This is a genomic window from Paraburkholderia sp. GAS348 (assembly GCF_050434205.1).
GTDB lineage: Bacteria > Pseudomonadota > Gammaproteobacteria > Burkholderiales > Burkholderiaceae > Paraburkholderia.
Genome location: NZ_JBNPVT010000017.1, coordinates 27244 through 39683, shown reverse-complemented (window position 1 = coordinate 39683; position 12440 = coordinate 27244). Strand labels below are relative to the sequence as shown.

The 12440-nt window shown below is 58.0% G+C and carries 9 protein-coding genes and 1 pseudogene; 9 read left to right on the top strand and 1 reads right to left on the bottom strand.

Annotation, left to right across the window (positions count from 1 at the left end):
• Positions 1 to 211: 211 nt before the first annotated feature.
• The 3 genes from P3T22_RS24035 (at position 212) to P3T22_RS24025 (ending at position 3353) form a co-directional block, all read left to right on the top strand.
• Positions 212 to 1063, top strand: coding sequence for a fumarylacetoacetate hydrolase family protein (locus tag P3T22_RS24035; RefSeq protein WP_429326337.1), 852 nt, complete (start codon positions 212 to 214; stop codon positions 1061 to 1063).
• Between the two features lie 231 nt (positions 1064 to 1294).
• Entirely contained in the window at positions 1295 to 1924 is a 630-nt protein-coding gene (locus tag P3T22_RS24030; RefSeq protein ID WP_429326336.1) for an NADPH-dependent FMN reductase, read from the top strand.
• A gap of 262 nt (positions 1925 to 2186) precedes the next feature.
• Positions 2187 to 3353, top strand: coding sequence for an LLM class flavin-dependent oxidoreductase (locus tag P3T22_RS24025; protein ID WP_429326335.1), 1167 nt, complete (start codon positions 2187 to 2189; stop codon positions 3351 to 3353).
• Here the strand turns inward: P3T22_RS24025 and P3T22_RS24020 are convergent.
• Complete coding sequence (locus tag P3T22_RS24020) at positions 3313 to 3636, bottom strand: hypothetical protein (RefSeq protein ID WP_429326334.1); 324 nt, start codon at positions 3634 to 3636, stop codon at positions 3313 to 3315. The genes P3T22_RS24025 and P3T22_RS24020 overlap by 41 nt on opposite strands.
• Positions 3637 to 3791: 155 nt before the next feature.
• Here P3T22_RS24020 and P3T22_RS24015 point away from each other — a divergent pair, with 155 nt between their 5' ends.
• The 6 genes and pseudogenes from P3T22_RS24015 to P3T22_RS23990 all read left to right on the top strand — a co-directional run bounded on the left by P3T22_RS24015 (position 3792) and on the right by P3T22_RS23990 (position 12004).
• Positions 3792 to 5420, top strand: a complete 1629-nt coding sequence (locus tag P3T22_RS24015) for a GMC family oxidoreductase (protein WP_429326333.1) — start codon at positions 3792 to 3794, stop codon at positions 5418 to 5420.
• Positions 5421 to 5446: 26 nt separating this feature from the next.
• Positions 5447 to 6883 carry an NAD-dependent succinate-semialdehyde dehydrogenase gene (locus P3T22_RS24010; protein WP_429326332.1) on the top strand — a complete coding sequence of 479 codons (1437 nt, stop codon included), beginning with the start codon at positions 5447 to 5449 and terminating at the stop codon, positions 6881 to 6883.
• Between the two features lie 126 nt (positions 6884 to 7009).
• Positions 7010 to 7099 (top strand): annotated as a pseudogene (locus P3T22_RS24005) (IS6 family transposase); the annotation flags it as partial.
• A 115-nt stretch (positions 7100 to 7214) separates the two neighbouring features.
• Complete coding sequence (locus P3T22_RS24000; protein WP_429326331.1) at positions 7215 to 8306, top strand: porin; 1092 nt, start codon at positions 7215 to 7217, stop codon at positions 8304 to 8306.
• Positions 8307 to 8434: 128 nt separating this feature from the next.
• Entirely contained in the window at positions 8435 to 10426 is a 1992-nt protein-coding gene (locus P3T22_RS23995) for an AMP-binding protein (protein WP_429326330.1), read from the top strand.
• A gap of 249 nt (positions 10427 to 10675) precedes the next feature.
• On the top strand, positions 10676 to 12004 hold the full coding sequence (locus P3T22_RS23990) for an MFS transporter (RefSeq protein ID WP_429326329.1): 1329 nt from the start codon (positions 10676 to 10678) through the stop codon (positions 12002 to 12004).
• The last annotated feature ends 436 nt before the right edge of the window (positions 12005 to 12440 follow it).

The window sequence follows — 12440 nt, the reverse complement described above, 5'->3', positions numbered from 1 at the left end:
ACTGGGCAGCCCGGAGCCTCGTTGCGGGTAAACACCCTCCGTTAGCAAGATTGACAGCGCTTCGGCTCTCGATGTACTTTAGGTAACAGCGATACCTAAAGTGGATTGCGCGGAAACAGACGCGGGACGCCTCCAGCGCTTGCGTCGATTTCGTGCACCCGACAGAACGCACCCGTTTTACAACCTGGAAGTGTTGCTTGGGATATAGAAGATGAAATTGTGTCGATTCGGCGATGTGGGAAGTGAGCGCCCGGGCATGTTGGACATGCATGGCTCAATTCGGGACTTGTCGTCCGTCATTGATGACGTTGGACTCGACGAAATCAGTCCAGGCGGGTTGGCAAAGCTGCGCGAGATTGATCCACAAACGCTACCTCTGGTTCAAGGGTCTCCGCGAATGGGGGCGCCGTGGAAGGGCGCATCCAAATTCATTGCGATCGGCCTCAACTATGTCGAGCATGCAAAGGAGTCAGGTCTGCCCATCCCCGACGAGCCGGTTGTGTTTCTGAAAGCCACTACCTGCATTTCGGGGCCTTGCGACGACGTGATTCAGCCACGCGGTTCGACGCAACTGGATTGGGAGGTTGAGCTCGGGGTTGTGATTGGCACCAAGGCTCAATACGTGGATGAGCAGGATGCGTTGGACTACGTGGCTGGATATTGCGTCGTCAATGACGTTTCAGAGCGGGCATTTCAAATGCAGTCGCCCCAGTGGGATAAAGGCAAGGGATGCGATACGTTTGGGCCTGTCGGTCCATGGCTGGTGACTGCCGACGAAGTTCCAGATTCCCAGCGCCTTGATCTTTGGCTCGAGGTGAATGGCAAGCGCATGCAGGATGCCAACACCCGATCGATGATCTTTCCTGTCTCGAAGCTTGTCTCGTACGTGAGTCGATACATGACACTCTTGCCGGGCGACGTGATTACGACGGGTACGCCAACCGGCGTCGGCTTGGGCGTCAAGCCCAGTCCTGTTTACCTGAAACCTGGCGATACCATGCGCCTGGGAATTTCGGGGCTGGGTGAGCAACAGCAAAGAGTCGTGAGCCTGGAGTCAAATTAGGAGCGGCGACTTGACCGCACGGGAGGGGCAGTGTCGCAATAAGGGGTCGGGGGTGGAGTTGGCGAACCGACTTGGTTGACGAACACGATTTGCCGGATGACGAAGATGCCACGTTAAGCATTCCTGTTGATATGGAATCGGTTCGCCACACCATCCTTATCGCGACACAACCGTTTTGAACGCGTTCCTGAGTTCATTCTCGCGTTCCGTATAAACGAAAGAGGTCCAATCATGCAGTCAATCAACGCTTCGAAACCTTTTATCGTCGGTCTTGGCGGCACAGCGCGTCCCGACTCCTCAACCGAAAAGGCGCTTGCGATCGCACTATCCAGTGCTGAACGTGCGGGCGCGAGAGTGCAGTTAATTGGAAGCGATCTGCTGACGCGGTTGCCACACTATCTGACCACGGAAGTCGCAAGCTCACCGGAGGCATTAGCGCTATTGGATGCGTTGCGCCGCGCAGACGGCGTGATTATAGCGAGCCCGGGCTACCATGGATCAGTGTCGGGTATCTTAAAGAATGCGATTGATTATCTCGAGGAAACGGCTAGGGACGATCGCGCGTATCTTCACGATATCCCAGTCGGATTGATTGCAACCGCCTATGGTTGGCAGGCCACGAGTAGCACCCTTGCGACTTTGAGGACGATTGTTCACGCGCTGCGAGGATGGCCGACACCGCTCGGTGCCGCGGTCAATAGTTCAGGAGGAATATTCTCCGCGGAACGATGCAGTGATGCAAAGGTTATCGAATTACTCGAGACGGTCGGTCAGCAGGTTGTCGAGTTCGCTCTAATGAAATGCCGATCCTTGGCCGACTCGGAACGAACAGCAGCCTTGGAGACGGTAGTGTCGCAATAAGGATGCTTGCCGACCAGTTCTATTCGATGGTTACATAAGCAATCCTATCGATCTGGAATTCGTTCGCCACATTATCCTTATCGCGACACTGCCTGTGCAGCTGCGCACAGTGGACGTGCGCAGTTGATATTTACTGCCGACATAGAAAATGGATAATCGATTTTCGGAATTGTAAAGTTCCTGGCGAAGATACAAAAAAGCGTATCGTCGTTGCCTAATGCTCCCTTTTCAGAGGAGCCAACTCGTGTTGTCGGAGACTAACATGGCGGAAAAGTTCAAGAAGGTTGATATCATTCGTGGCCCATTCGACCCGGGCGGGCAGCCCGAAACGCGCACCGGTCAGCCGCTTGAGCTTGGCTTCTTTGCCTGGAACATCAAGGGCGGCATGACGGCGTCCAAGGCCGTCCTTTCGAACCCTGAACGACTCCAGAATTACTGGGAGTGGCCGAACTCGATGCGGCTGGTTCAACTGGCCGAAGAAATCGGCTTTGACTATCAAGTTCCGTTCGGCCGCTGGATCGGGCAAGGGGGCGAGACCGACTACAACGGGGCGGCCTTGGACTTTTTGGCGTCAGCGGCCGCAACCGCGCCGGTCACGAAAACTCTCGGGCTGTTCTCGACCGCTCATATTACGTTCCGTTTCCATCCGCTGCACATCGCGAAGTTCGGCGCCACCATCGACCACATTTCGAATGGGCGATGGGGCCTGAATGTTGTCACGGGCTATTCGGAAAGCGAAATGCGCGCCTTCGGCTTCGACAAAATGATCGGGCACGACGAAGCCTATGAAATGGCTGACGAATTCGTCTGTTTGATGAAGCATCTATGGACCGAGGAGGAACGATTCGATTTTCATGGCAAGTACTACCAGGCCTATGGCGCCTTCCTGGCGCCAAAGCCTCGGCGAAAGCCGCGCCCGATTCTCATGAATGCCGGCGGGTCGGAAGCCGGCATTGATTTCGGTGTCCGGAATTGCGACTGGCTATTCACTTTGGCCGAGAATACCGACGGGTTCCGGAAGAAGGTCGATCACATTCATGAGAAAGCCGGCAAGTACGGTCGCGACGTGAGAGTGGCCACGATGTGCTGGGTTCTGCCGGAGGCCACCAACGCTATGGCCAAGGAAAAGTACGATTGGATCGCCTCGCAAATCGACGTTGGAGCGATTGAAAGTTTCCTCAAGTCGATGAAAACGACTTCGGTTCACGACACCGCAGCGAAGCCCGAAATGATGGAGAGGATCGCCCTCGGCATTACGGCGCCTCAGATCGTCGGCAGTTACGAAAGTTGCGCGGAGCAGTTGAGAGAGCTCAAAAATGCGGGCATCGAGAGCACGCTCCTCTGCTTCTTCGATCCGCAGGAAGGTCTTCATCAAATGCAGGATCACATCATGCCAATCTTGAAGAAGATGGGGCTGCGCAAGAGCTAAATCGACATAAGTAGCCCTGCTGAATCTGTTTGAATTCCGCAACCCTGGCGCCTTTTTGACGCCGGGGTAGCGGATGACGTGTGTCGTAGCAATGGTCGTCGGAAAATTCAAGCGGCGGGCGCTCGTCTTCGCAGGCTTTGGGATGGCCGCGCTCCGAGCTTGGAAAGCCGTCGCTGAATTTTGCATTCCTAACAGGAATGGCGGTCTTGATTTTGCTGGTCAATTGCGTCTGGGCGATGGACACCAGGGATGGCTCAACATCGTCCGAAATCAGAATGTGCATACGCGGCCGATCATCGGTCTTGAGCGATCGGCGTCCCAATCGCCCAATGAGTATCGGCGTTACTTTTTTCGTCGCCGCGACCCAGATTATCTATTGTGACTCTAATGTGCCGGTGTTAATGTAACGACGTTACCTATTTTATATGGGCGCCCATCTTGCAAGAAGCTCAGACATTCGACTACATCGTGGTAGGTGCCGGATCAGCTGGTTGCGTCACGGCATCTCGCCTGGCGGGCGAGTTCGGCGCGGATGTGTTGCTATTGGAAGGAGGATTTCCGGATAGCCACCCGCTCATTCACATGCCGGCCGGGTTTGTGAAGATGGTGTTCAATCCTGGCCGATTTCTGGTCAACCATGTATCGGAGCCACAACCGGCATTGAACGGACGCCGTGTCGGCGTCTTGCAGGCCAACGTCATCGGCGGCGGCAGCTCCGTCAACGCCATGACTTATACCAGAGGGACGCGGGCCGACTACGACAAGTGGGACGCCGCGATCGGCGGAGTGGGGTGGGGATGGGACGATCTCTTGCCTCACTTCATTCGACAGGAAGGTAACCAGAGGTTGGGCGCGCCATTCCATGGCGTCGATGGTCCGCTGAAGGTTTCCGATGCCCATCATCCCCCTACCAGGATTTCGCGGGCGTTTCTATTAACTCTCCAGGAAATGGGTATCCCTTTCACGCCGGACGTTAATAGCGGCGATGAGCGCGGCGCGACTTTCATCCAGTCGACGACTTATCTGGGCCGCCGCTGTAGCGCGGCTCAGGCGTTCATCGCTCCTCTCGAGGATAACCCGCGTTTAAAGATCAAATTCCGATCGCCTGCGCTTCGAATCCTCTTCGAGGGCGATCGCGCTGTCGGTGTCGAGTTCGCCGACCAAGGCAGAACCGTCACAAAGGCGTTCGCGCGGAATGAAGTCATTCTCGCCGCGGGCGCTTTCATTTCGCCAAAGCTCTTGATGCTGTCGGGGATTGGACCGGCGGCCGACCTCGCCCGATTGGGGATCGAGGTCAAAGTTGATCTGCCCGGCGTCGGCCAGAACATGCAGGACCACAACGACGCGAGCATCGCTGTGCAGACGACGGCCAATTTTGGTTTTTCGGGGGAAGACAGCGGCCGGCGAATGCTGGTGAACGGCCTCCAATATCAGCTCTTCCGGTCCGGCCCTGTTGCTTCGACCGGTTCAGAAGTTACGGCGTTTCTAAATCCGCTAGCCCCCGGCGGCGATCCCACCATACAACTCTATTGTGTCGGCACGCTTTATCCTCAGCCGGGCAAGAAGGAGCGGCAGTCGCCCGGCGCTACCCTGATTGCCAATCTCGTGGCGCCAAAATCACGGGGGTCGATGCGGCTCCGCTCCGCGGACCCCGCTGATCCGCCGGTCATCGATGCTGGATGGCTTACGCGAGTGGAGGATGTTCAGGAGCTTGTCGGTGGTGTCAAGTTTCTCCATGAACTCGTAAACACGCGCCCATTTTCCGACAAGGTTGCACGTGTCCTCTCACCAGTCGGCTCGATGAGTGATGAAGAGATCGCAAATTATGTAAGGCAGGTGACGGGCACGAACTGGCATCCCGTCGGCAGCTGCAGGATGGGCTTGGAGACGGACCCGATGGCTGTGGTCGATCCAGCGTTGCGGGTCCATGGGGTGGATGGCTTGCGCATATTCGATGGATCGATCATGCCCAACATCATCAGTGCCAACACGAACGCGCCAATCATGGCGATCGCGGATCGCGGCGTGTCGCTGATGATGGGAACAGTGTCATTGCGTGAGAAGTAGACGATAAACGACGACAAGGAGGAGTCATGTCTGCACCTGCCTACGAGCAACCGTACTTGCTCATAAACGGCGAAAGAGTTGGCCGCGATGGTCGCGACGGCTTGCCTGTGCGCAATCCGTCGACGGGCGAGGTTCTCGCGGAATTGCCGGTCGCCACGCCTTCGGATCTCGATCGGGCCATCGAACTGGCTGGTGGCGCATTCCGCACGTGGTCGGCAGTGCCTCCGGTGGAAAGAGGAAAGGTGCTCAAGCGCGCCGCGGAGCTGATGCGGGAGCGCATCGAATCGATCGCCACCGCCATAACCCTGGATGAAGGGAAGCCACTCTTCGAGGCCCGGTGGGAGGTGTCGTGGACTGCCGATGTCGTCGACTGGCAGGCTGAGGAAGCACGGCGCAGCTATGGTCGCGTCCTTCCGGTTTCAACCAAAGGGCGGGCGCTCGTCGTCAAGGAACCGGTGGGGCCGGTTGCCGCGTTCACGCCTTGGAATCTTCCCGCCTTTCTTCCGGCGCGGAAGATTGCCACCGCGTTGGCAGCCGGCTGCACATGCATCATAAAGCCCGCGGAGGAAACCCCCCTGGGCGCATTGAAGATCGCGGAATGCTTTCTCGACGCAGGCATTCCGCGAGCCGCTCTCGCGGTGGTGTTCGGCGAACCTTCGATGATCTCCACCCATTTGATCAACTCGCCGGTCATCCGGAAGATTTCCTTCACCGGGTCGACTAGAGTCGGCACGCATCTGGCCGAACTCTCGGCGAGGCACGTCAAGCGAATGACCATGGAACTCGGGGGGCATGCACCGACGGTCATCTTTGACGACGTCGATCTCGATAAGGTGGTTGCCGAGGCGGCGGCCTACAAGTTCATGAATGCGGGCCAGATATGCATCGCGCCGACGCGGTTCTATGTCCATGAGTCAGTGCATGACAAATTCGTCAAGAACATCTCGGAAGCCGCCAGATCATTAGTTGTCGGCGATGGCATGGATTCGGCGACGCAGATGGGGCCATTGGCTAATTCGCGGCGGATGGATGCCATGGAGCGATTGATCGACGACGCTACCCGGCAGGGCGCCGATCTGATCGTTGGCGGAAGCCGAACCGGGAATCACGGCTATTTTTGGCAGCCGACAGTTCTTGCGAACGTTCCGGAGTCGGCGGCCATCATGAATGAAGAGCCCTTCGGTCCCGTGATCGTCACCAGTCCCTTCGTGGATGAAGACGACGTGATCGCCCGCTCGAACCGCTTGGGGTATGGCCTCGCCGCATTCGCCTTTTCCGGTGCATCGGACAGAGCAAATCGCTTGGGTTCGGCGATCGAGGCGGGAATGGTCGGCGTCAACACCTTCGCCGCCACGATGCCGGAAGCTCCGTTTGGTGGCGTCAAGGACAGCGGCTATGGCCTCGAAGGCGGCACGGAGGGGATCGACGCCTACCTGACAACCAAGTTCATTCATCAGTTGTAAACGGGCTCAAGTTCGACATCCGGTGACGTGTCGATGACAGCGCCGGCGGGCTCCGCGGCAGTGTCGCAATAAGGTGTCGGGGGTGGAAATGGCGAATCGACCTGGTTGACGAACACGATTTGCTGGATGTCGAAGACGCCACGCACGACACTGCCGCCGGGCATCGCCCGGGTGCTGAAACGGCTGCACTATCCGTTGGACGTGATTCTGCCGTGCAACGTGGTCGAGCAGGATCATCGCGCCATCGAACGCATCATCAGGGCGATGTGGCTAAATAGACCAAAGAATTGAAGAAAAGAAACAAATGCTAAAATATCATTTAGAAATGCTTATGAAAAAGAAATTTGGCGCTGCATTGGCGTTGGCGTTGGCCGGAGGATCGGCTTTCGCACAAAGTAGCGTCACGCTGTACGGGATCGTGGACACCGGTGTGTCCTACTACAACAACTCTGCCCGTGGTGGGTCGTTCATTGGCGTGCCCACTCTTACAGGCGAAGTGCCATCTCGCTGGGGCATGAGGGGTACCGAGGACTTGGGCGGGGGCTATAAGGCTTTCTTCGTGTTGGAAAATGGCTTTCAGCCGGGCACGGGCACGTTGAACTATGGCGGGCGACTGTTTGGGCGCCAGGCGAACGTGGGTTTGAGCAGCGCGTTCGGATCGCTTACCTTGGGCCGACAGATGAATATGACCTTGTACGAACTGTCGAACGCTGACGTAATCGGACCGTCCATTCATTCGATGGCGGCTTTTGATCCCTATCTTGCGAATGCTCGAAGTGACAATGCGATCGGCTACATGGGTACCTTTCGCGGGTTCACCGTTGGGGGCACCTATAGCTTCGGACGCGACGCCGCCGGGCCTGTCGGCCCGTCGGCCACCAATTGTCCAGGCCAGATGCCGGGAAACTTTGTCGCGTGTCGGCAGTACACGGCCATGCTCGCATATGACTCGGACAGTTTCGGACTGGCTGCGTCCTATGACGTGATGCGCGGCGGTGCTGGAGCCCTCGCGCCGTTGAACAACTCGGGTTACACCGACACTCACAATATTGTCGACGGATATGTGCGTTTCGGCCCGGCAAAAGTAGGAGCGGGGTGGATCAGAAGAAATCTCGCGGCTGCCAGCCATTTGCAAGCCGATATCTTCTTTGCTGGTGGAACCTGCTACGTTACGCCGTCACTGTCCTTCGACCTGCAGGGCTCTCGCTATCTGCAACGGGTCGAAGGAGGAAAGGGCGGCGTAAGCTCAACGTTGATCATTGGCCGAGCTAACTACTTTCTGTCCAAGCGTACGACTGTCTATACATCCGTGGGGAACATGTTTAACAGCGCACTGGCTGCAAATACGGTCGCTGCGGGGGGAACGGTTGCCACCGGCTCAAATCAGGTTGGCGTCATGGCAGGTATTCAGCAAAAGTTCTGAGCAGGAACGTTTGCCTTCAGCCGAGCCGGACGGCAGTGAGGACATGCGACGTGGCTGGTTAGGCATATCGAAGGCGGACGGCTGCGCACGCCATAGAGCATTCCATTCAAAGGTAGAGCAGAAACACCATGGCTGAATCGCATAGCAATACCCGCTGGGAGCCGAAGTCGTCGCATCTGACCAGGTCCAATGCCCGACAATTGATGGCTCGTCTGGGGCTGACTCGCTACGAAGACCTGTACGCACTCTCCGTCAACGACCCCGAAACGTACTGGCGGGAGATCAACGAGTTTTGCGGCGTGGTCTGGTCGGTCCCCTACGATCATCTGGCAGACCTGTCGCTCGGTGTCGAGCATCCGCATTGGTTTCCAGGTGGGAGACTGAACTGGATCGACACGGTGCTGAAGTGGGCCGCCGACCCGCAGTTCCGTGACAAGCCTGCTCTCGTCGCCGAGCATGAGGACGGGGACATCGAGACAGTCACTTATGCCGAGCTATGCGAGCGAATCCGCGCCTTCGCGGCCGGACTCCAGCGTCTTGGTGTCGGGCGCGGCGAGCGCGTGGGTTTGCTGATCGAGGCGGGTGTCGAAGCCTATGTCAGCTATTTGTCCGTCATCTATCTGGGCGGGATCGTCGTCCCGCTCTTTTCCGGCTATGGGGTGGACGCCATCGTGGCGCGGCTGTCGGCCTCCGATGCGCGCGTGCTTATTTCGACCACAGGTTTCTCACGGCGGCGGAAGTTTGTCGATCTGGTGTCGCTGGTTCAGGAGGCCGCGCAACGCCTTCCCAATCTGCAAACGATCATCTGGAAGCCGCAGGACCGGCAGGGTGCCATTCCTGCTGGCGTTCACTGGTTCGAGGTGCCAGTCCCTCCGCCGCCGGCGATGCGCAGCGCAGAGACCGGCCCCGACGATCCGTTCCTGATCATCTACACCTCCGGCACGACCGGCGAGCCGAAGGGCGCCGTACACACTCACGGCAGCTTTCCGCTACGGATTTTGAGCGATGCGGCCATGCACCTCGACGTGAGCCATGATTCGGTTCTCTTCTGGCCGGCCGACGTGGGCTGGATCGTGGGCTCCATCGTGCCGGTGGCCGCCTTGATGCTGGGCGCTACCATGGTGACATACGACGGCGCGCCCGATTACCCCGACTGGTCGCGGCTGGGGGCGACGATCCAGCGCCACCGGGCAACCCATTATGGCGCCTCCCCTACGCTGATTCGCGGTCTCGCCAGCCACGAAGAAGAGGCGCTGCGCGCCGACACGTCTTCGCTGCAGATACTGATCACCGCCGGCGAGGCCATCGACCCGGAGCATTTCCTCTGGTTCCACCACGGCATGGGGCGCGGCGAGGCGCCGGTGATAAATTACACAGGGGGCACCGAGGTCAGCGGCGCTCTCCTCACCAGCGTAACGCTGCGCCCGATCATGCCCGCTTCCTTCAATACACCTGGCCTGGGCGTGCCGGTCGACATTATTGATGCCGCAACCGGGGATTCGCTCACCGGGGTGGTGGGCGAACTGGCCATCCGAGGGCCCTTCGTCGGCATGACGCAGTCGTTCTGGAACGACGACGAGCGCTATCTCGACGCGTACTGGCGCACACTGCCGGGCGTCTGGGTACATGGCGATCTGGCGCTACGCGACGCGGAGGGTTTCTATTACATCCGCGGCCGTTCCGACGACACGATCAAGGTCGCCGGCAAACGCCTGGGCCCGGCGGAAGTCGAAGAAGCTGTGCTGGAGCTCGATAGCATCACCGAGGTGGCTGCGGTCGGCCTGCACGACCCCATGAAAGGCCAGCGAATCACGATCTTCGCCGTGCCTCGTCATCCCGCCGAAGGCACGGCGGCCGCGGTGCTCGCGGACTCGATCAAGGAACAGGTCGGGCGTCGTCTCGGCAAGCCGTTTCGCCCCGACGAGGTCTATCTGGTCCGGGAGTTGCCCAAGACGCGCAGCGCCAAGGTCATGCGGCGTGTCATACGCAATCTGTATCAAGGGCAGGCGCTGGGCGACCTGTCCTCGCTGGAAAACCCGAGTGCCATCGATGAGTTGAAGCGCCTGCTGCCGACGGCAGCCCAGCACGTGTCCGGCTCTTTCACTAACACCAAGGAGTGACTCATGATGATGGCCTGCGTAGCATTTGGAAGATATAGCCAAGGAGAGCGCGACGAAAAGCACTTATGCCATTAAAGAAGCGTCCATAACACAGCTGACGGCGTCCGATGATTTCATCGAAACCGATGATGCGTCCAGACTGACCAGGATCCGGCATCGCAGCATGCAAAACGCTTCAGAATGTTCTGCCGCGTATCTTCACTGATTTCTAGCGCGCAAGTTTTTCAATTAATTGAATATGAGCCATACATGATCGATAAGGTGTTGACCGGATCCCCGGATGACGAAGTGAGAACGCCCTCTTTTTTCATTCCGTATAGTAATAAGGAAAGAGGCGTCATTCTCATGTTCTCGTTCTTGGGGACTGTATTCGACGGCGCGGACTTCTCCGTTTTCCTGTTCTTCATGGTTCCGATCGCGCGGCATCTGAACGTGTCGATTGTCGAAGTGTCGGTGATCCAGGCAATCAGTTATGTCATGGGCATTCTCGGCGGAATTCTTTTCGGCATGCTCGCAGACCGAAAGGGAAGACGTCTTGGTCTTGCAGCGACGGTCGCAACCTTTGGAGTCTTTACATTTTTGACGGCGTTCGCAAACAACTATTCAACCCTTCTTCTGTTTCGATCGATCGCGGGTATCGGAATCGGTGGAGAGGCTGGAATTGCATTCGCCTATGTGAACGAAGCATTTCCAGGGCGTCAGTCTCGGCGGGGATTGATCAGCAGCCTCGTGCAAACCATGTTTCTGGTAGGAATCTGGCTCACGGCGTGGGTGTACTCTGCGACGACCGCTGCTTACGGCAGTGACGCATGGCGTTGGGCTTTTGGTTATCTGGGGCTCGCGGCAGTGCTGTCCGCTGCAGTGCGGACCTTCATGCCGGAATCACGGATGTGGCTGGCTACAAGAAGCGACCGGAATCAGGAGAAGGAACAGGCTCCGCTAGTGACTATGTTCCGGAAGGGTCTTGCTTCGCGTGTTATTGGAGCGACCGTCATGTTGTCCTTCTGCTTTTACGGTTCCTACGCAGGCGTCACTTACGCGCCGGCCATGTGGCAGACGGTTTATCACCTGCCCGCGGCCGTAATCGGCAAACTGGGCATGCTTGGCAGCTTCGCAGCCGCCATCAGCTACGTTGTTGGAGGGGCGCTCTCGGACTGGAAAGGGCGACGTTGGGCATTCGTCGCCACAACCGGCGTCGGCCTGTTTGCCTATGTATTGTTCTTGCTGGGTGTCACCGGCGTGCTTGGTTCAAATTCAGTACCCGGTGCGGTGGCTTGGAGCGTACCAGTTGTCCTGGCTTACCTGGCGACACAATTTGGTTACGGAGCATTGGGAATTTGGGGCGTGTGGCTAAGCGAACTGTTTCCCACCCAGGTGAGAACTACAGCGCAGAACTTTGTTTATTACACGAGCAGAGCGATCGGGGGGGGGATCGCGCCGCTGGTCGGTCTGATGGCGAGTCAGAAATTGGGGCTTGGATTGGAGTATGCAGTCGCTTTGGGGATACTCGGCCCGCTTGTCGCGTTGGTGCTCTGGCGGGCTCTCCCTGAGACGCGTGGAGAGGCACTTAGCCGCTAAGCAGTGGTGCCCCGGCTGGATGCTCTTGTACACGCGACATTGCCACCGGGGTAACGCACCAGTCACGTCCAGCACTGCCTGTACCGCCTGTACTGCCTGTACTGCTATTCGCGTTTTCAGTTGCCTTTTGCCTGATGACGGCATGCGTATATGCCAGTAGCGCGATAGAAGGGAAAACCTAACCAGGTTATAGATCAGCACGGCGAGAGCACCGTCCAGGCGCGATGGCGCCGAGCTGTCACAGTCGTCCTCGCCAAACGCGCTGCTGCCATCTTTCGTTTGTCGGCACTGAAAAGCTCGACGACGCCGATCCCGAGCCATCCACGCGACGTGCTTGCGTGCGTAAGCGTTGCCCCACCATTGTAATTACCCACAATCTGCCGGGGCAAGTTCATAGCCAAGTTGGATATCGGTCAGGCGTCGCATGCCGCGCCAC

Coding starts and splice junctions, on each gene's coding strand:
- P3T22_RS23995 (WP_429326330.1), top strand. CDS start 8,435: ATGGCTGAATCGCATAGCAATACCCGCTGGGAGCCGAAGTCGTCGCAT.
- P3T22_RS24030 (WP_429326336.1), top strand. CDS start 1,295: ATGCAGTCAATCAACGCTTCGAAACCTTTTATCGTCGGTCTTGGCGGC.
- P3T22_RS24010 (WP_429326332.1), top strand. CDS start 5,447: ATGTCTGCACCTGCCTACGAGCAACCGTACTTGCTCATAAACGGCGAA.
- P3T22_RS24025 (WP_429326335.1), top strand. CDS start 2,187: ATGGCGGAAAAGTTCAAGAAGGTTGATATCATTCGTGGCCCATTCGAC.
- P3T22_RS24035 (WP_429326337.1), top strand. CDS start 212: ATGAAATTGTGTCGATTCGGCGATGTGGGAAGTGAGCGCCCGGGCATG.
- P3T22_RS24020 (WP_429326334.1), bottom strand. CDS start 3,636: ATGCACATTCTGATTTCGGACGATGTTGAGCCATCCCTGGTGTCCATC.
- P3T22_RS23990 (WP_429326329.1), top strand. CDS start 10,676: ATGATCGATAAGGTGTTGACCGGATCCCCGGATGACGAAGTGAGAACG.
- P3T22_RS24000 (WP_429326331.1), top strand. CDS start 7,215: ATGAAAAAGAAATTTGGCGCTGCATTGGCGTTGGCGTTGGCCGGAGGA.